The 18,781-nt window shown below is 72.6% G+C and carries 22 protein-coding genes; 14 read left to right on the top strand and 8 right to left on the bottom strand.

Annotation, left to right across the window (positions count from 1 at the left end):
* The first annotated feature begins 52 nt into the window (after positions 1 to 52).
* Complete coding sequence (locus ACIBK9_RS29450; RefSeq protein ID WP_397162135.1) at positions 53 to 1,174, top strand: MFS transporter; 1,122 nt, start codon at positions 53 to 55, stop codon at positions 1,172 to 1,174.
* Positions 1,175 to 1,176: 2 nt separating this feature from the next.
* Here the strand turns inward: ACIBK9_RS29450 and ACIBK9_RS29445 are convergent, their stop codons facing one another.
* The 3 genes from ACIBK9_RS29445 to ACIBK9_RS29435 all read right to left on the bottom strand — a co-directional run bounded on the left by ACIBK9_RS29445 (position 1,177) and on the right by ACIBK9_RS29435 (position 4,132).
* Positions 1,177 to 2,796 carry a trypsin-like peptidase domain-containing protein gene (locus tag ACIBK9_RS29445; RefSeq protein WP_397162134.1) on the bottom strand — a complete coding sequence of 540 codons (1,620 nt, stop codon included), beginning with the start codon at positions 2,794 to 2,796 and terminating at the stop codon, positions 1,177 to 1,179.
* A 91-nt stretch (positions 2,797 to 2,887) separates the two neighbouring features.
* Positions 2,888 to 3,889 (bottom strand): non-homologous end-joining DNA ligase, encoded by a 1,002-nt coding sequence (gene ligD / locus ACIBK9_RS29440; protein ID WP_352358387.1) that lies wholly within the window; start codon positions 3,887 to 3,889, stop codon positions 2,888 to 2,890.
* A gap of 48 nt (positions 3,890 to 3,937) precedes the next feature.
* Positions 3,938 to 4,132, bottom strand: coding sequence for a hypothetical protein (locus ACIBK9_RS29435; protein WP_387666495.1), 195 nt, complete (start codon positions 4,130 to 4,132; stop codon positions 3,938 to 3,940).
* Positions 4,133 to 4,499: 367 nt separating this feature from the next.
* Here ACIBK9_RS29435 and hisD point away from each other — a divergent pair, with 367 nt between their 5' ends.
* The 9 genes from hisD to hisF are packed head-to-tail and all read left to right on the top strand — an operon-like array spanning position 4,500 to position 10,501.
* On the top strand, positions 4,500 to 5,816 hold the full coding sequence (gene hisD / locus ACIBK9_RS29430) for a histidinol dehydrogenase (RefSeq protein WP_397162133.1): 1,317 nt from the start codon (positions 4,500 to 4,502) through the stop codon (positions 5,814 to 5,816).
* Complete coding sequence (locus tag ACIBK9_RS29425) at positions 5,813 to 6,898, top strand: histidinol-phosphate transaminase (RefSeq protein WP_358293894.1); 1,086 nt, start codon at positions 5,813 to 5,815, stop codon at positions 6,896 to 6,898. Before hisD ends, ACIBK9_RS29425 begins: the two co-directional genes overlap by 4 nt.
* A complete protein-coding gene (hisB, locus tag ACIBK9_RS29420) occupies positions 6,895 to 7,488 on the top strand; it encodes an imidazoleglycerol-phosphate dehydratase HisB (RefSeq protein ID WP_352326348.1) in 594 nt (197 codons plus the stop codon). The genes ACIBK9_RS29425 and hisB overlap by 4 nt, the downstream gene beginning before the upstream one ends.
* Positions 7,485 to 7,640: a hypothetical protein gene (locus tag ACIBK9_RS29415; RefSeq protein WP_358293892.1), complete on the top strand. Its 156-nt coding sequence runs from the start codon at positions 7,485 to 7,487 to the stop codon at positions 7,638 to 7,640. Before hisB ends, ACIBK9_RS29415 begins: the two co-directional genes overlap by 4 nt.
* On the top strand, positions 7,637 to 8,272 hold the full coding sequence (gene hisH / locus ACIBK9_RS29410) for an imidazole glycerol phosphate synthase subunit HisH (protein ID WP_387666505.1): 636 nt from the start codon (positions 7,637 to 7,639) through the stop codon (positions 8,270 to 8,272). The genes ACIBK9_RS29415 and hisH overlap by 4 nt, the downstream gene beginning before the upstream one ends.
* Entirely contained in the window at positions 8,269 to 8,598 is a 330-nt protein-coding gene (locus tag ACIBK9_RS29405; protein WP_358293888.1) for a hypothetical protein, read from the top strand. The genes hisH and ACIBK9_RS29405 overlap by 4 nt, the downstream gene beginning before the upstream one ends.
* The gene (gene priA, locus ACIBK9_RS29400) at positions 8,599 to 9,321 is read left to right on the top strand and encodes a bifunctional 1-(5-phosphoribosyl)-5-((5-phosphoribosylamino)methylideneamino)imidazole-4-carboxamide isomerase/phosphoribosylanthranilate isomerase PriA (RefSeq protein ID WP_352326353.1); all 723 of its coding nucleotides are present in this window, start codon (positions 8,599 to 8,601) and stop codon (positions 9,319 to 9,321) included. It begins immediately after the preceding gene.
* A 32-nt stretch (positions 9,322 to 9,353) separates the two neighbouring features.
* Positions 9,354 to 9,743: a Rid family hydrolase gene (locus ACIBK9_RS29395; protein ID WP_352326354.1), complete on the top strand. Its 390-nt coding sequence runs from the start codon at positions 9,354 to 9,356 to the stop codon at positions 9,741 to 9,743.
* A complete protein-coding gene (gene hisF / locus ACIBK9_RS29390) occupies positions 9,740 to 10,501 on the top strand; it encodes an imidazole glycerol phosphate synthase subunit HisF (RefSeq protein ID WP_364331327.1) in 762 nt (253 codons plus the stop codon). The genes ACIBK9_RS29395 and hisF overlap by 4 nt, the downstream gene beginning before the upstream one ends.
* 92 nt (positions 10,502 to 10,593) lie before the next feature.
* Here the strand turns inward: hisF and ACIBK9_RS29385 are convergent, their stop codons facing one another.
* From ACIBK9_RS29385 to ACIBK9_RS29375, 3 genes are all read right to left on the bottom strand, one after another.
* Positions 10,594 to 11,955, bottom strand: coding sequence for a glutamine synthetase family protein (locus tag ACIBK9_RS29385; RefSeq protein ID WP_397162132.1), 1,362 nt, complete (start codon positions 11,953 to 11,955; stop codon positions 10,594 to 10,596).
* Between the two features lie 62 nt (positions 11,956 to 12,017).
* Positions 12,018 to 12,179, bottom strand: a complete 162-nt coding sequence (locus ACIBK9_RS29380) for a hypothetical protein (RefSeq protein WP_185844438.1) — start codon at positions 12,177 to 12,179, stop codon at positions 12,018 to 12,020.
* Positions 12,180 to 12,342: 163 nt separating this feature from the next.
* Positions 12,343 to 12,987 carry a TIGR03085 family metal-binding protein gene (locus tag ACIBK9_RS29375; RefSeq protein WP_397162131.1) on the bottom strand — a complete coding sequence of 215 codons (645 nt, stop codon included), beginning with the start codon at positions 12,985 to 12,987 and terminating at the stop codon, positions 12,343 to 12,345.
* Positions 12,988 to 13,104: 117 nt separating this feature from the next.
* Here ACIBK9_RS29375 and ACIBK9_RS29370 point away from each other — a divergent pair, with 117 nt between their 5' ends.
* Both ACIBK9_RS29370 and ACIBK9_RS29365 read left to right on the top strand, forming a co-directional pair.
* Complete coding sequence (locus ACIBK9_RS29370; RefSeq protein ID WP_397162347.1) at positions 13,105 to 14,907, top strand: ABC transporter ATP-binding protein; 1,803 nt, start codon at positions 13,105 to 13,107, stop codon at positions 14,905 to 14,907.
* Complete coding sequence (locus ACIBK9_RS29365; RefSeq protein WP_387666518.1) at positions 14,904 to 16,682, top strand: ABC transporter ATP-binding protein; 1,779 nt, start codon at positions 14,904 to 14,906, stop codon at positions 16,680 to 16,682. The genes ACIBK9_RS29370 and ACIBK9_RS29365 overlap by 4 nt, the downstream gene beginning before the upstream one ends.
* A gap of 10 nt (positions 16,683 to 16,692) precedes the next feature.
* On the opposite strand, the gene ACIBK9_RS29360 is transcribed toward ACIBK9_RS29365, so the two are convergent.
* The gene (locus tag ACIBK9_RS29360) at positions 16,693 to 17,082 is read right to left on the bottom strand and encodes an ATP-binding protein (protein WP_352358361.1); all 390 of its coding nucleotides are present in this window, start codon (positions 17,080 to 17,082) and stop codon (positions 16,693 to 16,695) included.
* Positions 17,075 to 17,911 (bottom strand): MEDS domain-containing protein, encoded by an 837-nt coding sequence (locus ACIBK9_RS29355; protein ID WP_397162130.1) that lies wholly within the window; start codon positions 17,909 to 17,911, stop codon positions 17,075 to 17,077. The genes ACIBK9_RS29360 and ACIBK9_RS29355 overlap by 8 nt, the downstream gene beginning before the upstream one ends.
* Before the next feature lie 133 nt (positions 17,912 to 18,044).
* Here ACIBK9_RS29355 and ACIBK9_RS29350 point away from each other — a divergent pair, with 133 nt between their 5' ends.
* Positions 18,045 to 18,428, top strand: coding sequence for an STAS domain-containing protein (locus ACIBK9_RS29350; RefSeq protein ID WP_397162129.1), 384 nt, complete (start codon positions 18,045 to 18,047; stop codon positions 18,426 to 18,428).
* An 8-nt stretch (positions 18,429 to 18,436) separates the two neighbouring features.
* Positions 18,437 to 18,772 (top strand): phosphoribosyl-AMP cyclohydrolase, encoded by a 336-nt coding sequence (hisI, locus tag ACIBK9_RS29345; protein WP_358293877.1) that lies wholly within the window; start codon positions 18,437 to 18,439, stop codon positions 18,770 to 18,772.
* The last annotated feature ends 9 nt before the right edge of the window (positions 18,773 to 18,781 follow it).

The raw sequence follows: 18,781 nt of genomic DNA, 5'->3' as shown, positions 1-18,781 counted from the left end.
TTGGCATTTTATCGGAAGCAGGCCAGGTCGGGCCGGGGACATCATCGGTGGCGTGAACAGGATCCGGTCGCTGGCGGCGGGGCACGCGTGCGTGGACTTCTACCAGGGCGCGGTGCCCGCGTTGGTGCCGTTCCTGGTGTCCGGGCGGGGGTACGGCTACGTGGCGGTGTCGGGGATCGTGCTGGCGGCCACGTTGTCGTCGTCTGTCGTGCAGCCGGTCTTCGGGCTGCTGACGGACCGGTGGCGGATGCCGTGGCTGATCCCGTCGGCCATGGTGGTGGCGGGGGCGGGGGTGGCGTGCGCCGGGGTGACGGGGTCGTACGCGGTGACGTGGCTGGCGGCGGCGGTGTCGGGGCTGGGGGTGGCGGCCTACCATCCGGAGTCGGCGCGGCTGGCCAGGATCGCCAGCGAGGGCGGTCATGTGCGGATGAGCTGGTTCTCCTTGGGCGGGACACTGGGGTTCGCCTCGGCGCCGGTGCTGGTGACGCCGCTGTTGTCGGCGTGGGGGCTGGGGGCCTCGCCGCTGCTGGCCGTGCCTGCGGTGCTGGGGGCGGTGCTGACGCTCCCGGCCGTGCGGGCCCTGGCGGGCGGCCGGGGCGGGGCGCGTCCGGCGGTGCGGGTGGCGGGCCGTGACGACTGGCCGGGGTTCGCCCGGCTGACGTCGGTGATCGTCTTCCGGTCGGTGGTGTACGTCGGTCTGAGCGCGTTCGTGGCCCTGTACGTGGGCGGCGGCGCGGCGGGCGCGGTGGCGTTGTTCGTGCTGTTCGCGGGCGGGGCGGCGGGCACGGTGCTGGGCGCCCGGCTGGCGGCCCGGTGGGGGCGGGTGCCGGCGATGCGGGCGGCGTACGCGGCGGCGGTGCCCGCGGTGGCCGGGGTGGTGCTGGCGCCGGGCCCGCTGGTCTACGTCTTCGTCGCGGCGTCGTCGGTCGCCCTGTACGTCCCGTTCTCCCTGCACGTGACCCTGGGGCAGGATCTGCTGCCGAACCGGGTGGGCACGGCGAGCGGCGTCACGCTGGGGCTGGCGGTGAGCGTGGGCGGCCTGACCAGCCCGCTGGTGGGCGCGGTCGCCGAGGCCGCCTCGCTCAGGACGGCGCTGGCCTGCCTGATCGTCTTCCCGGTGCTGGCCTGGCTGCTGGCGCGGACGTTGCGGGAGCCGGCGCCGGCCGCTGCCTAGCCCTAGCCGGCGGCGGTGCGCAGGCGCAGGACGGCGGAGTTGTCGCGCTGGGCGGGGTCGAGGCGGGTGGAGGTGACGTGCATGGTGACCGGCAGGGCGGCGTCCGCGTCGCGGCCGACGGAGAGCTTGGCGGAGATGCGGACCGGCCGGCCGGGGTGGATGACGTCGATCACGCATTCGGCCCGGTGGTCGCCGTGGCGGCAGGTGGCGCCGTCGACGGAGGTCAGGGTGGCGCCGGTCGGGAGCGTGAGGGTGACGGGCACCTGGGCGGCGGCCATGAGCCCGCGCATGGTGACGGTCGCGGTGACGGTGGCGGCGCCGCCGCGGCGGACGGGCGCGCCGGGGCCGGCGGCGTCGAGGGAGAGTGAGTCGTAGACGCCTTTGGGGTCGGCCTGGCGGACGATCGCGCCGTAGCCTTCCGCGTTGAGCGCGGTGGCGACGGAGTTGCCGTCGGGCTCGCCGTCCTCCTTGCCCGCCGACAGCACGCCGACCAGGTCGTCGCTGCCGCGGACGACCCATGGCCCGCCGCTGTGGCCCTTGGCCAGGTGGCAGTTGTAGGTCTCCATCCGTCCGGCCGGGTCGCCGGCGCCGGCCAGCCGGGCGGCGAGCATGTCGCCGGCGGTGTTCTCGCCGCGGGCCTGCTGGGTGCGGCCGAGGCACCAGAGCTGGTCGCGGCCGTCGTAGGGCCGGCGGCCGAGCACGCCGGGGTAGCCGGAGGTGGCGATGGTGAAGCGGCCGCCCTCGTTGCGCAGGGGGGTGAAGGCGCCGACGGTGTCCTGCAGGGTGCGGTTCCGGCCGCCGACCTCGACGAGCGCGACGTCGTAGACGGAGTTCCAGTCGCCGCCGGTGCGTCCGGTGTAGGCGTCGGGCTTCCAGGCGCGCCGTCCGCCCCATCTGCCGTACGGCTCGCGCTGCGCGGCGGTGGCGGCGCGGCCGTCGTAGGCGGGGACGAAGGCGAAGTTGGTGTGCCAGGTGCCGGACGTGGAGCCGTCGGGGCTGCTGTAGACGCAGTGGGCGGCGGTGATGACCAGCAGCCTGCTGGCCGAGCGGACGACGGAGGCGCTGCAGGAGTCGTCGCGGCCGGTGGCGTTGACGAAGAACAGGCGTCCGGTGGCGCGGCTGTTGCCGTCGGCGGTGTACGGCCGGCGCACGGGGGCGTAGCCGTTGGCGTCGCCGCCGGGGGTGAGCCGTTTGGCGCCGGGCACGCTGCGCCGCTCGGCCGCACTGCTCTGGACGGCGCTGTTCTGGGCGGCGCCGTGGTCGGCGGTGCTCTGGGTGGCGGTGCTCTGGGCGGCCGTGTTGTGGGCGGCCGTGTCGTGGCCGGTCGTGCTGGGCGGGAGGGCGACGGCCTTGGCCTTGGCCTGTTTGCCGGGCGTCCAGTAGCGGGCGGCGCGTCCCGGGCGCATGAGCGGCGACGACGCGGCGCCGGGACTGCGGTCCCGGCTCTGCACAGGGCGCTGGGCGGGCCTCTGCGCGGGGCGCTGCGCGGTGGCGGCCTTGAGCGGGGGCGGTTCGGCGGTGGCGGGCGCGGTGACGAGGGCCGTGGCGGGCGCGGTGGTGAGCGCGGTGGTGAGTGAGACGCCGGCGAGCGCGGCCAGCGTGGTGACCAGAGTCTTCGACACGATGTCCCCCTGGGCGGTCCGAAGCGATTCCGATCACTGTAAGTCATGACTTCATCACTTACCGTGCCCAAGCGGGACGTGTCGCGCCCGGTCAGCCAGCCGCGGCGTCCCCCGGGGCGAGGAACTCGGCGGTGCTCGCCTCGCCGGGTTCGCGGTCGGGGCGCAGGCCGCGCCAGGAGGGGTGGCGCAGCCGGCCGTCGCCGGTGACCTCGGCGTACTGGACCTCGCCGACGACGCGGGGCTCGACCCAGTGCGCGTGGCGGGCGTGCTCGCGCGGGACGGGCTCGTCGAAGGGCGGGCCGGGGCGTTCCAGGGGCGTGAGGAGGTCCTGGAGGTCGCGCAGCATCTGCTGGGTGAAGCCGGTGCCGACGTGCCCGACGTAGAGCAGGCGGCCGCGCGGGTCGTAGGCGCCGAGCAGCAGCGAGCCGATCATGCCGGACCGTCGTCCGCCGCCGGGGTGCCAGCCGCCGATGACGACCTCGGCGGCGCTGACGTTCTTGACCTTGGTCCATTCGCCGCTGCGCCGGCCGGGCCGGTAGGGGGAGCCGAGCCGCTTGCAGACGATCCCTTCGAGCCCGAGCTGGCGGGAGGAGTCGAAGGCGCGGTCGGCGTGGTCGGCGAACCACACGGGCACCTCCCAGCGGAAGCCGGGGCGCAGGGTGTCCTCCAGGAGCTCGCGGCGCTCGCGGTAGGGGCGGCCGATCACGCTGTCGGCGTCGAGGTGCAGGATGTCGAAGGCCATGAACGTCACCGGCACCGCCCGGGTGAGCTCGGCGACGGTGGCGGGGTTGCGCTGGTGCATGCGGGGCTGGAGGGCGGCGAAGCTGGGGCGTCCGGTCTCGTCGAAGGCGACGATCTCGCCGTCGATCACGGCCGCGTGCCGGCCGGTGGAGCCGGCCATGAGCTGCAGCTCGGGGTAGGCGGGGGTGATGTCCTTGTTGTTACGGGACATCAGGCGGACCGAGCCGCCCTCGACGTAGGCGAGGGCGCGTACGCCGTCCCACTTCATCTCCACGGCCCAGCCCTCGCCCTGGACGGAGGTCAGGGTGCCCAGCTGGGCCATCATCGGCGCGTAGGCCGGCAGCCCCACCATGGATCATGCCGTACCCCGGGGGGTTGATCGACAGTGGCGGGCCGGGGTCTACAAATGGTCAAGCGAGGTGTCTTCCACCAGTTCGCCGAGGTCTACACCGTGTTCGTCCAGTTCGGACACCGTCTTGCAGTAGCCGCGCAGGTACGTCCGGCCGTTGACGCGGTGGGAGACGCGCAGCAGTGGACGATCATCGAGGATGATCGCCTCCACCAGGATGCCGCCGGGGGCTCGCCACTGTCCCATGCCGCCCAGGGTAGGCGAGTGGACATAATGGACATGTAATGCGAAAGGCGTTACGAACCGCCTACGCCGCGCCGAGCGGGGCAAACAGCCGCAAGGTTATTTTTAACTCACCGAGAGTTTTCTTTGCCGCAGGGTGTTAGACGCCTGCCGGGCCGGGCAGAAGGGGGCCAGGCCATTCCCCCGGCCGTGACCGCGCCCCCGTGGCGGCCACGGCCACTCGGCCCCGGCTTGGCCCGGTCCGGGGCTCCGGCGGCCGCGGGCGCGGTGTCGGCGAACGCCGCGCTCGCGGCCCCCGTAACGCGTCCGGCCTGCGTCCCGCATTCTGGACAGAAGCGGATCCGGGGTCCGGACTCCGTAGACTGTCAGGGTGATTTCCCGTATTGACATGCGCGGTTCCCTTCCTGCGGACCTGCGCGACGTGCTGCCCCGCGCCGAGCTCGACGTCGAGGCCGCCCTGGAGAAGGTGCGGCCCATCTGCGACGACGTGCGCCATCGCGGGGCGGCAGCCGTACGGGAGCTGACCGCCAGGTTCGACGGTGTCGAGATCGCCTCCGCCCGCGTCCCCGTCGACGTCGTCCGGCGGGCGCTCGACGAACTCGACCCCCGGGTCAGGGCCGCGCTGGAGGAGTCGATCAGGCGGGCCCGGCTGGTCCACCGCGACCAGCGCCGCTCCGACGTCACCACGCAGGTCGTGCCCGGCGGCACGGTGACCGAGCGCTGGGTGCCGGTCGACCGGGTGGGCCTCTACGTGCCCGGCGGGCGTGCCGTCTATCCCTCCAGCGTGGTCATGAACGTCGTCCCGGCCCAGGAGGCGGGCGTCGCCTCGCTGGCCGTCACCAGCCCGGCCCAGAAGGAGTTCGGCGGGCTGCCCCACCCCACCATCCTGGCCGCGTGCGCGCTGCTCGGCGTCGACGAGGTCTACTCCGTGGGCGGGGCGCAGGCCGTGGCCATGTTCGCCTACGGCACCGAGGAGTGCCCGCCCGCGACCATGGTGACCGGCCCCGGCAACATCTGGGTCGCCGCCGCCAAGCGCCTGCTCAAGGGCCGCATCGGCATCGACTCCGAGGCCGGCCCCACCGAGATCGCCATCCTGGCCGACGAGACCGCCGACCCGGTGCACGTCGCCGCCGACCTGATCAGCCAGGCCGAGCACGACACGATCGCCGCCGCCGTCCTGGTCACCACCAGCCTTGAGCTGGCCGAGGCGGTCGAGAAGGAGCTGCCGGGCCAGGTCTCGGCCACCCGCCACTCCGAGCGCATCACCGAGGCGCTGGGCGGCCGGCAGTCGGGCATCGTGCTGGTCTCCTCGATCGACGACGGCATCAAGGTCGTCGACGCGTACGCGGCCGAGCACCTGGAGATCCACACCGCCGGCGCGGCCGAGGTCGCGGCCCGGATCCGCAACGCCGGAGCGATCTTCGTCGGCCCCTACGCGCCGGTCTCGCTCGGCGACTACCTCGCCGGGTCCAACCACGTGCTGCCCACCGGCGGCTGCGCCTGCCACTCCAGCGGCCTGTCGGTGCAGTCGTTCCTGCGCGGCATCCACGTCGTCGACTACACCCGCGACGCGCTGGCCGGCGCGGCGGCCCACGTGTCGGTGCTGGCCGACGCCGAAGACCTGCCGGCGCACGGCGCCGCGATCCGCGCCCGCTTCGACTGGCGAGTCCCCACGGAGTCAGAGTGAACCCCGCCGATGTGACCCTCGACGACCTGCCGATCCGCGACGACCTGAAGGGCCGCTCGCCCTACGGCGCGCCGCAGATCGACGTGCCGGTCCGGCTCAACACCAACGAGAACCCCTATCCGCCCTCGCCCGCGCTGGTCGCCGACCTGGCGCAGGCCGTCGCGGCGAACGCGGGCGAGCTCAACCGCTACCCCGACCGCGACGCCACCGGGCTGCGCGCCGACCTGGCCGCCTACCTGGGCCACGGGCTGAGCCCCGAGCAGGTGTGGGCGGCCAACGGCTCCAACGAGGTGCTCCAGCAGATCCTGCAGGCCTTCGGCGGCCACGGGCGCACCGCCATCGGGTTCGAGCCGTCGTACTCGATGCACCCGATCCTCACCACCGGCACCAGCACCGAGTGGATCAGCGCCGCCCGCGAGGACGACTTCTCCCTCGACCCCGGCAAGGCCGTCGCGGCGATCGAGGAGCACCGGCCCGACATCGTCTTCCTGGCCTCGCCCAACAACCCGACCGGCACCGCGCAGCCGCTGTCGACGATCGAGGCCGTGCTGGCCGCCGCGCCGGGCGTGGTGGTGATCGACGAGGCCTACGCCGAGTTCGCCCGCCAGGGCACTCCTTCGGCGCTCACGCTGCTGCCGCGGCACCCGAGGCTGATCGTCACCCGCACGATGTCCAAGGCGTTCGCCATGGCCGGCACCCGCCTCGGCTACCTGGCCGCGCACCCGGCCGTGGTGCAGGCGCTGCTGCTGGTGCGGCTGCCGTACCACCTGTCCACGCTCACCCAGACGGCCGCGCGGGTCGCGCTGCGCCACCGCGCCGAGCTGCTCGGCACGGTCGACGCGCTGCGCGCCGAGCGTGACGCCACGGTCGCCTGGCTGCGCGGCAAGGGGCTGTCGGTGGCCGACTCCGACGCCAACTTCGTGCTGTTCGGGCGGTTCCCCGACCGGCGCGAGGTGTGGGAGGGGCTGCTGGCACGCGGTGTGCTCATCCGCGAGGTGGGCCCGCCAGAATGGCTGCGTGTGTCGATCGGCACCGGCGAGGAGATGGCGGCCTTCCGCGCCGCGATGGAGGAGGTTCTGTGAGTCGCGTAGGGCGCGTGGAGCGGGCAACGAAGGAGACCTCGGTCCTGGTCGAGGTGGGCCTCGACGGCACCGGCCTGGTCGACGTCTCGACCGGGGTGGGCTTCTTCGACCACATGCTGGCCCAGCTCGGCAAGCACGGTCTGTTCGACCTGACCGTCAAGACCGAGGGCGACCTGCACATCGACTCCCACCACACGATCGAGGACACCGCGCTGGCGCTGGGCGCGGCCTTCCGCCAGGCGCTGGGCGACAAGTCCGGCATCCGGCGGTTCGGCAGCGCGTCGTGCCCGCTGGACGAGTCGCTGGCCCAGGTCACGGTCGACCTGTCCGGGCGGCCGTACCTCGTGCACACCGAGCCCGCGGGCATGGCCCCGATGATCGGCCCCGACTACGACACGACGATGACCCGGCACATCCTGGAGTCCCTGGTGGCCCAGGCGGCCATCTGCCTGCACGTGCACGTGCCGTACGGGCGCAACGCCCATCACATCGTCGAGGCCCAGTTCAAGGCGCTGGCCAGGGCGATGCGCGAGGCGTCCGAGCTCGACCCGCGCGCCTCGGGCGTGCCGAGCACCAAGGGTGTGCTGTGACCGACAACCTCATCGCGGGCGTCATGGTGTTCCTCGGGCTGTTCCTCGGCGGCGGCGTGTTCTCGCTGGCCAAGCAGGGTCTCAAGGTGGGCGCCGCGGTCTGCGCGCTCGGCGCGGCGATGGCGATCACGGCGGGGGTGTTGTGGTGGTGAGCAAGAACATCGTGGTGCTCGACTACGGCTCGGGCAACCTGCGCTCGGCCGAGCGGGCCCTGGCCAGGGTGGGCGCGGACGTCACCGTGACCGCCGACTTCGACGCGGCGCTCAACGCCGACGGGCTGGTCGTGCCGGGCGTCGGCGCGTTCGCGGCCTGCATGGCCGGGCTCAAGGGCGTGCACGGCGACCGGGTCATCGGCCGCCGCCTGGCCGGCGGGCGTCCGGTGCTGGGCATCTGCGTCGGCATGCAGATCCTGTTCGCGCGGGGCGTCGAGCACGGCGTCGAGACCGAGGGCTGCGGCGAGTGGCCCGGCACGGTCGAGCGGCTGGAGGCGCCCGTGCTGCCGCACATGGGGTGGAACACGGTCAAGGCGCCCGCTGAGAGCGTGCTGTTCGCCGGGCTCGACGCCGACACCCGTTTTTACTTCGTGCACTCCTACGGCGTGCGCGAGTGGGAGCTGCAGCCGGCCGACCCCGGTTTCGCCGCGCCCGTGGTGACGTGGGCCGAGCACGGCGTGCCGTTCGTGGCCGCCGCCGAGAACGGCCCGCTCATGGCCACCCAGTTCCACCCGGAGAAGTCCGGCGACGCCGGAGCCGCCCTGCTGAGGAACTGGCTAGAGACGGTATGAGCAAGGAGCGGGCGCGCCGGCGGGCCGAGCGGGAGGCCGAGCGGGCGCGCGCGATCCGGCTCAACGAGGAGCGGCAGGCACGCCGCGCCCGGCGCCGCGCCCTGATCGCCCGCCTGATCCCGCGCCCGGTCCGGTTCGCCCGGCAGGGCGGCCTGATCGCCCGCCGCCATCGTGCCCAGAACGTCGCGGTGGCGCTCGGCTTCCTGATCGTGCAGGCGATCGTGTGGCTGGTCTGGGGCTCGCCCGCGGTGAGCCTCGCCGTGTTCGTCTTCTCCCTGCTGCTCGCACCTGTTGTCGTGACCCTCGCTTTCGACCGGAGGACCTGAATGTCGCTCGTATTGCTTCCCGCCGTGGACGTCGCCGATGGCCAGGCCGTGCGCCTCGTCCAGGGTGAGGCCGGGACCGAGACCGGCTTCGGCGAGCCGCTCGCCGCGGCGCTGGCCTGGCAGGAGGCGGGCGCCGAGTGGATCCATCTGGTCGACCTCGACGCCGCGTTCGGCAGGGGCTCCAACAAGGAGCTGATCAGCGAGGTGATCGGCAAGCTCGACGTCAAGGTGGAGCTGTCCGGCGGCATCCGCGACGACGAGTCGCTGGCCGCCGCCCTGGCCACCGGTTGCCGCCGGGTCAACATCGGCACCGCCGCCCTGGAGAACCCCGACTGGTGCCGGAAGATCATCGCCGAGCACGGCGACCGGATCGCGGTGGGCCTCGACGTGCGCGGCACCACGCTGGCCGCCCGCGGCTGGACCAAGGAGGGCGGCGACCTGTGGGAGGTGCTCGACCGCCTGGAGGCCGACGGCTGCCCCCGCTACGTCGTCACCGACGTGACCAAGGACGGCATGCTGCAGGGGCCCAACCTCGACCTCTACCGGCGGATCTGCGCGCACACCGACAAGCCCGTGATCGCCAGTGGCGGCGTGTCCAGTCTTGACGACCTGGTGGCACTGGCTTCTCTCGTCCCGGACGGAGTGGAGGGAGCCATCGTGGGCAGGGCCCTGTACGCTCACGCGTTCACTCTTGAGGACGCGCTGGCCGCGGTACGCGTTTAGCTTCGCCGGGAGGGGGCGGAATGAGCGTCAGCATGGAAAGCACCGGTCCGAGGGTGTTCTCGGGCGGCATCTGGGAGGAGAAGTACGGGTACGCCCGCGCCGTGGTCGTGGGCGAGCGCGTGATCGTCTCCGGGTGCACGGCCACGATCGACGGCGAGGTACGCCATGTCGGCGACGCCTACCGGCAGAGCCTGACCGCCATCGACATCGCGCTGGACGCCGTCGAGGTCGGCGGCCTGACCCGCGAGGACGTCGTCATGGTCCGCTACTACGTGGTGGAGCAGCGCCACTTCGACCTCGTCGGCCGGGCCATCTACGAAGTCTTCGGGCACGTGCGGCCCGCCTGCACAGGAGTGAGGGTCGCCGGGCTGGTCGACCCTCGAATGCTGGTCGAGATCGAAATCGAGGCACTGCGAGCATGACCGTAGCGGTAAGAGTGATCCCCTGTCTCGACGTCGACGCCGGGCGGGTCGTCAAGGGCGTCAAGTTCGAGAACATGCGCGACGCGGGAGATCCGGTCGAGCTGGCCAGGCGCTACGACGAGGAGGGCGCCGACGAGCTGACCTTCCTCGACATCACCGCCTCGTCGGGCGAGCGGGAGACCATGCTCGACGTGGTGCGCAGGACCGCCGAGCAGGTGTTCATCCCGCTCACCGTGGGCGGCGGCGTGCGCGCGGTCGACGACGTCAACCGGCTGCTGCGGGCCGGGGCCGACAAGGTGTCCCTGAACACCGCGGCCATCGCCAGGCCCGAGCTGCTGACCGAGGCGTCGCGGCGGTTCGGCGCGCAGTGCGTGGTGCTGTCGGTCGACGCCCGCCGGGCGCCGGGCATGCCCAGCGGGTTCGAGGTGACCACCCACGGCGGCCGGCGCGGCGCCGGCATCGACGCGGTGGAGTGGTCGGCGCGCGGCGAGGAGCTGGGCGTCGGCGAGATCCTGCTCAACTCCATGGACGGCGACGGCACCCTCGACGGCTACGACCTGGAGCTGCTGCACGCGGTGCGCGCGGCGGTGCGGGTGCCGGTGATCGCCAGCGGCGGGGCCGGCCGGCTGGAGGACTTCCCGCCGGCGATCGAGGCCGGTGCCGACGCCGTGCTGGCCGCCAGCGTGTTCCACTTCGGCACGCTGAAGATCGGCGACGTCAAGGAGACACTGCGGATGGCGGGCCACCCGGTCCGCTGAGGCCACTCGCCTCTTGAGGCCGCCAGGTCCGTTGAGGCCGCCCGTCCGTTGAGGCCGCCTGCCGGCCCCGCCCGCGCGGGGCCGGCGGGCGGTCAGAACACCCGCAGGTGGTGGAAGAGCTCGTAGGAGGCGTCCTTGGCGGCGAACGCGGCCGCCTCCGAACGTTTGACCGCCAGGTACGCGCTGCGCCGCAACGGCCCGAGCGCCTCCATGAGCACCTCGTCGGCCTCCAGCGCGTCGAGCGCCTCCTCCAGGGAGCCGGGCAGGCGGGGATAGCGGTCGGGCACGGTGTCGGGATCGATGTCCACGGCCTCGCCCGGGTCGAGCTTGCGGCGGATGCCGTCGAGGCCCGCGTGGATGACCGCGCCGAGCGACAGGTACGGGTTGGCCGAGGAGTCCGACGGCTTCAGCTCCAGGTTCGGCTCGCCGCTCTCGCCCAGCGGCGAGCACACGCGCACGGCCGCCTCCCGGTTGTCGGGGCCGTAGACCGCGTACGCGCTGGACCACATGCGGGGTGACAGGCGCCGGAAGCTGTTGACGCTGCCGCAGGTCAGGGCGGTCAGGCCGGGCAGGTGGGCGAGCAGGCCGCCGATGAAGTGCGCGCGTTCCGCGCCGTCCTCGGCGAACAGGTTGTGGGTGTCGCGCCACAGCGACAGGTGCAGGTGGGCGCCGTTGCCGGCCTGGTCGGCCAGGGGTTTGGGGGCCAGCGAGGCCCACATCGACATGCGCATCGCCACGCCGCGCACGGTCTCCCGGTAGAGCACGTGGTTGTCGGCGGCGCGCAGCGGGGGCGCGTGGTGCACCGACAGCTCCTGCTGGCCGGGGCCGAGCTCGGGGTGGTAGTGCTCGACGCGCAGGCCCTGGGTCTCCAGCGCGCGCATGAGCCTGATCGTGTAGTCGTGCGCGGTGTCGAAGCCCGTGCCGGCATAGCAGAGAGAGTCGTCGAGCGGCACCAGCCGGTCGGGGCCGCCATTGGGGTCGGGCAGGCGGCGGCCGAGCGTGAACTCGGGCTCGAAGGCCGCCTCGATCCGGTAGCCGTCGCCGGCCAGCTCCGCCACGGCGTCCTTGAGGAACGTGCGGGCGCAGGCTTCCCACGGTGAGCCGTCGGGCCGCCGCAGGTCCGACAGCATCGCGGCGGCGCCCGGTGCATGGGGCAACGGGACGAACGTGGCCGGGTCGGGGACAATGCGAACCTCGCCCACCGGACCCAGGTGCTCGACCTCCTGAAGCTGGTCGAGCATGTTCATCGCCATCATGGCCACCGTGTGCCCGATGCCCGAGTTGAGCCGTTCGGCCAACCGGGACCGGGACGCCGCCTTGCCACGGACCACGCCACCGTGGTCGGCGTACAGGAAACGGATCAGCTCGATGCCCTCAAGCTCTGCCCGTTCGAGGACGCGCCGGGCCTGCGGATCGAGCTGATTGATCTTGTTGCCGCTGGGGCGATCTCTCATCCTGCCTGCGTAACACGATCTGTCAGCGCGTGGAAGCACCTAGCGCGGACAGAACGCGAACATCAGGTCAGAACATTCGTAAAGAAGACCGCCAATTGGTTGGCTCCTTGGACAATTCCGTCAAACACGCCGTTGACCGCGGCCGCCGCCTGGGCCGGCCGGGTGAACAGGTAGAAGACCACGAACGCCACCAGAACGTACGTAGCCACCTTCTTGACCTGCATGGGGGGCCTCCTGCAGTCCATTCCCAGCCGTATATACCCGGATCTGGGCGATCACGGTCATCTTCTGTGAAGATGTCCAAGATCCTAACCGGGGGGCTTCTTTCCTGTGCCATCGTACGGGCTGGAGGTTTAAGACGAGGGGTTTCTGGGCCGAGGGTTTCGGTCAGAATCCGAGCCGGGCTTCGGTTGCCCGGCTCACCGCCGCGTCGTCGCCGGTCAGCTCCACCCTGGCGTGCTCCTGCCGGCCGAAGCAGAACAGCAGCAGCTCCTGGGCCGTGCCGGTGACCTGAACCTTGGCCCCCTCCCGCGCCCCGCCGATCGCCACCCCGCCGCCTGCCGTCCCGCCTCCCGCGCGGCGCAGCACCAGGCGCACCGGCGAGCGGCGCAGCATGATCCGGGCGCCCGCCGACACCCGCTTCCAGATGAGCTCGTCGAGGTCGGCCGGCAGCTCGCGCGGCTCCCATCCGGGCTGCGCGCGGCGCACGTCCTCGTGGTGGACGAAGAACTCCAGCGTGTTGACCGCCTTGTCCAGGAAGGGCAGCAGCCCGTAGACGCCGCCCGGCCGGCGCACGATGCCCACCAGCTCGGGGTAGGGGTGTCTGGCCTTCAGGCCGTTCTGGACCGAGGCGGTGTAGCCCGCCAGCGCGCTGATCCCGATGCCGCCCATGGCGTCCGGCCGGCGCTCGCGCAGCACGAGGTGGGCGGCCAGGTCGTAGGTGGTCCACCCCTCGCACAAGGTGGGCGCGTCGGGGCCGAGCCGGTCGAACAGGTCGCAGAGCGCGGTGCGTTCGCCACGAGCGTGAGTCACCTGATCAAGCCTACCTGTGGGAATAAGGAGACGACCGGCCGTGATAGGGACATAGATAGAAATATCGACGTTTGAAGGGAAAAATACCGAGTGGCGAGCAAGGTCACCTCGGCCGTCATGCGTCAAGGACTGCGGGTCCTTGGGGTGGCCATTCGCACGGAGAGAGCCGTGTTCGCGATGGCCGCGCTGGCCAGCGCGGTCTACGGCGGCATGACCGTCGCCTCGGCCTGGGCACTGGGCTGGGCGACGCAGAACGTGGTGCTGCCCGCCTTCGACCAGGGCCGGACCTCCGCCGGCGCCATGTGGACCGGCGCGCTGCTGATCATCGGCACCGCGCTGCTCAAGGCGATCGGCGTGGCGGGGCGGCGCATCCTGGCCGGCGTCGTGCAGTACCGCATGCAGGCCAGGTCACGCAGGGACGTGACCAAGCAGTACCTGCGGCTGCCGCTGTCCTGGCACCACCGGCACCCGACCGGGCAACTGCTGTCCAACGCCAGCGCCGACGCCGAGGCCGCCTGGGCGCCGCTCGCGCCGCTGCCGATGGCCGTCGGCGTGCTGGTCATGCTGTTCACCGCGGCCGTCGCCATGCTGTTCACCGACCTCGTGCTCGCGCTGGTGGGCTTCCTGATCTTCCCGGCCATCGCCGTGCTGAACCTGGTCTACCAGCGGCGGCTCAGCCCCCTGGCCACCCGCGCCCAGCAGCTGCGCGCCGAGGTGAGCGAGATCGCGCACGAGAGCTTCGACGGCGCGCTGGTCATCAAGACCCTCGGCCGCGAGGAGCTGGAGACCGACCGGTTCCGCCGCCGCGCCCACGAGCTGCGCGACGCCAACATCGCCGTCGGCCGGGTGCGCGGGCTGTTCGACCCCATGCTGGAGGCGCTGCCCACGATCGGCGTGCTCGCCGTGCTGGGGGTCGGCGCGCTGCGCCTGTCCACCGGCTCGATCGACTCCGGCGACCTGGTGCAGGTCGCCTACCTGTTCACGCTGCTGGCCTTCCCGATCAGGGCGCTGGGCTGGGTGCTGGCCGAGCTGCCGCGCAGCGTCGTGGGCTGGCAGCGGGTGCAGGCCGTGCTCGACGCCGAGGGCTCCATGGACTACGGCGACGCGCCCGTGGCCTCGTCCGGGCCCGCCGAGCTGAAGGTGGCCGGCGTGTCCTACGCCTACGACCAGGCCGAGGTGCTGCACGATGTCACCTTCGACGTGCCGCCCGGCCGTACCGTGGCCCTGGTGGGGCCGACCGGGGCGGGCAAGTCGACGCTGGTCCAGCTCCTGGTCCGGCTCGTCGACCCCGGCTCCGGGCAGGTGCTGCTCGACGGCGTCGACGTGCGCGACCTGCCCTACGGCGCCATCGCCGGCTCGGCCGCGCTGGTGCCGCAGCAGACGTTCCTGTTCGACGACACCGTGCGCGGCAACGTCGCGCTCGGCCTGGACGCCGGCGACGAGGACGTGTGGGCGGCGCTGCGCCTGGCCCAGGCCGACGGCTTCGTCGGCCGCCTGGGCGACGGGCTCGACACCCGCGTCGGCGAGCGCGGCGCGTCGCTGTCCGGCGGCCAGCGCCAGCGCATCGCGCTGGCCCGCGCGGTGGTCCGCCGCCCGCGCCTGCTCATCCTCGACGACGCCACCTCCAGCGTGGACCCCCAGGTCGAGGCCAAGATCCTGCACGGGCTGCGGGACACCGCGCAGGCCACGACCGTCGTGGTCGTCGCCTACCGGATGGCCACCATCGCCCTGGCCGACGAGGTGGTCTACCTCGACCACGGCCGGGTCGAGGACCGCGGGACCCACGAGGAGCTGCTCGTGCGCTGCCCCGGATACCGCAACCTGGTGACCGCCTACGAGCGCGAGGAGGCCGAACGGGCCGCCATCGACCTGTCGCCGGCCCCGGACGCCGAAGAGGAAGAGGAAGAGGTCAGCGCATGAGCGAGGCGCTCCAGGGCAACGTCGAGCGGTCGGCGCTGGCCACCATCTGGCACGGCCTGTCGCTCACCCCCGAGTTCCGCAAGGGGCTGGCCGGCACGCTCGGGCTGGCCGTCGTGGCGACCATCGGCAAGATCATCGTACCGATCGCGGTGCAGCAGACGATCGACACCGGCATCAAGAGCGGCACGCCGGACCTGCCGTACATCACCCGGGCCGTCCTGGTGTGCGCCGCGGCCGTGCTGCTGACCGCGCTGGCCGGTTACATCATGAACGTGCGCCTGTACAAGGCCACCGAGTCCTCGCTGGCCAGCCTGCGCGTGCGCGGGTTCCGGCACGTGCACGACCTGTCGGTGCTCACCCAGAACAGCGAGCGGCGCGGCGCGCTGGTCTCGCGGGTCACCAACGACATCGACCAGATCAGCACGTTCATGCAGTGGGGCGGGCTGATGATCATCGTGGCGTTCGGCCAGCTCTTCGTGGCCAGCGTGCTCATGCTGGTCTACTCCTGGCAGCTCACGCTGCTGGTGTGGGTGTGCTTCGTGCCGCTGATGATCGCGCTGCCGCGGTTCCAGCGGCTGTTGTCGCGGGCGTACACGACCGTGCGCGAGCGGACCGGCGACATGCTCGCCGCGGTCAGCGAGTCCGTCGTCGGCGCCGCCGTCATCAGGGCCTACGCCTCCGAGCGGCGTACCGCGGACCGCATCGACAAGGCCGTGGACGCCAACAGGGCCGCGCAGATCAAGGCGCAGACCATCGTCGGCTTCGTCTTCCCGCTGACCGAGATCGTCGCCGCGCTGGCCATCGCCGGGATCGTGCTGCTCGGCGTCCGGCTCGGCGTGTCCGGCGACATCACCGCGGGCAAGCTGGTGGCCTTCCTCTTCCTGGTCACGCTGTTCGTCTCGCCGCTGCAGACCGCCACCGAGGTGCTGAACGAGGCCCAGAACGCGGTGGCCGGCTACCGCCGCATCCTGGGCGTCCTGGACACCCCGCCGGACGTCGCCGACCCCGGCGAGAAGGGCGTGCGGCTGCCCAGGGGCCCGATCTCGGTCGCGTTCGAGAACGTGCACTTCTCCTACCCGGGCGGCCCGCCCGTGCTGCGCGAGGTCTCGCTGGAGATCCCGCCGCGCTCGCGCGTCGCCGTCGTCGGCGAGACCGGGTCGGGCAAGACCACGTTCGCCAAGCTGCTGACCCGGCTCATGGACCCGGTCGGCGGCCGCGTCACGGTGGACGGCCACGACCTGCGCGACGTGCGCTTCTCCTCCCTGCGCGAACGCATCGTCATGGTCCCCCAGGACGGCTTCCTGTTCGACGGCACCCTGGAGGACAACGTCCGGTACGGCAGGCCGCCGGCCACCCGCGAGGAGATCCAGCTCGCGATGACCGAGCTGGGACTGGCCGACTGGGTCGAGGGCCTGCCCGCGGGCCTGGACACGCCCGTCGGCCAGCGCGGGGAGTCGCTGTCGGCGGGCGAGCGCCAGCTCGTCGCCCTGGCCCGCGCCTACCTCGCCGACCCCGACCTGCTGCTGCTGGACGAGGCCACCTCGGCCGTCGACCCGGCCACCGAGGTGCGCCTGGCCCGCGCGCTGGAGGGCGTCACCAGGGGCCGCACGGCCGTCTCGATCGCCCACCGGCTCTCGACGGCGGAGAACGCCGACGAGGTGCTGGTGTTCGACGCCGGCCGCCTGGTGCAGCGCGGCCCGCACGCCGAGCTGGTCACCCAGCCCGGCGTCTACGCCGATCTGCACGCCTCCTGGGTCTCGGCGGCGCACTCCTGAGCGCGCGTTCCTAGTCGAGGGCGGCGGCGAACGTCACGCTCGTGCCCGCGGGGCCGGACACGATCGTGATGTGGTCGCACAACATCCGGGTCAGCCACAGCCCCCGCCCGCGGAACTCCAGCCCCGCGGGCGGGCGCGCCTCGCCCATCCAGCCGGGCGGCAGTCCGGGGCCCTGGTCGGTGACCTCGCACCACAGCCGTCCCTCGCCCGACCACAACCGCAGCCGCCCCTGGCCGCCGCCGTGCAGGACCGCGTTGGTGGTGATCTCGTTGACCGCCAGCACGAAGTCCTCCAGCCGCCGGCCGCTCAGGCCCTCGTAGGCGGCCTGCTCGGCCACGGCCCTGCGCAGGAACGTGATGCGCCCGCGCGCGAAGGTCGCGCGCAGCACCTGCCTACCCATCGCCCACCCGGCGGACGACGACGTGCGTGTCGGCCCTGACCAGCCGGAGCACCCGGGCCACCCGTTCGGCGCAGACGACCACGGTCGAGCCGTACGGCCTGGCCGCGGCCGTGACGGTCAGCAGCCGGGCCGATCCGGCGTCGATGAAGTCGAGGTGGGAGGCGTCGATCACGACCTGCCCCGGCTCCTTCTGCAGCGGCGACAACACCGAGCCGAACGCCGGCCTGTTGGTCAGGTCGACGTCGCCCCACACCCGCAGCCCCGGCGGTGAGGAGGTGCTGGCGAAGCGCAGCAGGGCCTGCTCGGGCGCGATGGGGTGCACCGCGGTGGCCCGCTCGATGGCGTCGAGAGGGAACAGCTCGCGGTCGTACTGGCACACCGCGGCCAGCCAGCGCTCGCCGAACAGCTCGTTGGCGGTGGCCTCGAACGCCGCCTGGGCCTGCGCGTCGCGCGCTCCCCAGGAGGCGTCGATCAGCGCGTAGACGCCGTGCTGGCCGTGCCTGCGCGCCCGGTGGTGGGCGTCGGCCAGGGCGTGCAGCAGGCGGTCGGGGTCGAGGCGGCCGTCGGTGAAGTGCGTGTCGGCGCAGGACAGGATCTCCACCTGCCCGGCCGCCTCGGCGTCGTCGAGCCCCGGGACGAGCGGCGCCAGCCAGCCCCGGGTGCGCTCAGGGGTCTCCGCATGGGTGATGATCATCACCTTGGTCCGGCGGCGCAGCCCGTTGAGTGTGAACTGCCTGGTCGTCGTCATGCGCTCCCGCTCGCCCTCGAACGGCAGGCAGACGTGGTCCCCCAGATCCGGGTCGAGGACCGAGCCCGCGACGTGCACCACGATGTGTCCTCCCTAGCACGCGTCGCCTAGAAATTACCGTGATGCCCGCGATCACGTAGCGCGTTCTCGGCAAAACACACCGTCACCCGTTCCCGCCGGTGTACGTTTTCGGCGGGGCCGCCCAGGAAGGGTCATGAAAGGCATGGGCGTGGACGTACTGGAGACGACGCACAGCAGGCACGGGGAGATCGTGGTGGTCGCCCTCGCGGGCGAGGTCGACGTGGACAACGTCGCCCGGGTCAGGAGGTGTCTCGACGAGGCGATGGCGGCCGACGGCACGCGGCTGGTGGTCGACCTGACCGGGCTGACCTTCATCGACACCACCGGGCTCGGGGTCCTGGTGCGCCAGCTCGCCGCGTTGCGCGACAGGGACGGGACGATGGCGCTGGTGGCCTCCGACGGCCAGGTGCTGCGGCGGCTGCGCAGGACGAACCTGGCGGCCCTGTTCCCCATCCATGACACCTTGTCGCAGGCGCTGGCCCAGCCGGAGGCGGGAGCACGGGGGAGGGCTGGTTGAATGGCACCATGTCCCTCGACCCCGAGATCGCCGCACGGCTGAAGCGCAACGCGGACGGCCTCGTGCCCGCCATCGCCCAGCAGCACGACACCGGCGAAGTGCTCATGATGGCCTGGATGAACGACGAGGCGCTGCACCTCACGCTCACCACCGGCCGGGCCACCTACTGGTCGCGCAGCCGCGACCGGCTGTGGGTCAAGGGCGACACCTCCGGGCACGTCCAGCACGTCAAGAGCGTGGCCCTCGACTGCGACGGCGACACCATCCTGCTCAAGGTCGACCAGGTCGGCGCCGCGTGCCACACCGGCGACCGCACCTGCTTCGACGCCGGTCTGCTCGGTTAGCGGCTCCCG

Origin of the sequence: Nonomuraea sp. NPDC050227, from assembly GCF_044459705.1 — a bacterium.
In the GTDB taxonomy this organism is placed as follows: domain Bacteria; phylum Actinomycetota; class Actinomycetes; order Streptosporangiales; family Streptosporangiaceae; genus Nonomuraea.
This window is presented reverse-complemented; position numbering and strand designations above follow the sequence as displayed.

Excerpts from the sequence above, each read along its gene's own strand:
- ACIBK9_RS29370 (WP_397162347.1), top strand. The coding sequence starts at position 13,105 with ATGCGTCAAGGACTGCGGGTCCTTGGGGTGGCCATTCGCACGGAGAGA.
- ACIBK9_RS29435 (WP_387666495.1), bottom strand. The coding sequence starts at position 4,132 with ATGGGACAGTGGCGAGCCCCCGGCGGCATCCTGGTGGAGGCGATCATC.
- ACIBK9_RS29360 (WP_352358361.1), bottom strand. The coding sequence starts at position 17,082 with ATGGGTAGGCAGGTGCTGCGCGCGACCTTCGCGCGCGGGCGCATCACG.
- ACIBK9_RS29405 (WP_358293888.1), top strand. The coding sequence starts at position 8,269 with ATGAGCAAGGAGCGGGCGCGCCGGCGGGCCGAGCGGGAGGCCGAGCGG.
- ligD (WP_352358387.1), bottom strand. The coding sequence starts at position 3,889 with ATGGTGGGGCTGCCGGCCTACGCGCCGATGATGGCCCAGCTGGGCACC.
- hisF (WP_364331327.1), top strand. The coding sequence starts at position 9,740 with ATGACCGTAGCGGTAAGAGTGATCCCCTGTCTCGACGTCGACGCCGGG.
- ACIBK9_RS29350 (WP_397162129.1), top strand. The coding sequence starts at position 18,045 with ATGAAAGGCATGGGCGTGGACGTACTGGAGACGACGCACAGCAGGCAC.
- ACIBK9_RS29395 (WP_352326354.1), top strand. The coding sequence starts at position 9,354 with ATGGAAAGCACCGGTCCGAGGGTGTTCTCGGGCGGCATCTGGGAGGAG.
- priA (WP_352326353.1), top strand. The coding sequence starts at position 8,599 with ATGTCGCTCGTATTGCTTCCCGCCGTGGACGTCGCCGATGGCCAGGCC.
- ACIBK9_RS29385 (WP_397162132.1), bottom strand. The coding sequence starts at position 11,955 with ATGAGAGATCGCCCCAGCGGCAACAAGATCAATCAGCTCGATCCGCAG.
- ACIBK9_RS29365 (WP_387666518.1), top strand. The coding sequence starts at position 14,904 with ATGAGCGAGGCGCTCCAGGGCAACGTCGAGCGGTCGGCGCTGGCCACC.
- ACIBK9_RS29380 (WP_185844438.1), bottom strand. The coding sequence starts at position 12,179 with ATGCAGGTCAAGAAGGTGGCTACGTACGTTCTGGTGGCGTTCGTGGTC.
- hisI (WP_358293877.1), top strand. The coding sequence starts at position 18,437 with ATGTCCCTCGACCCCGAGATCGCCGCACGGCTGAAGCGCAACGCGGAC.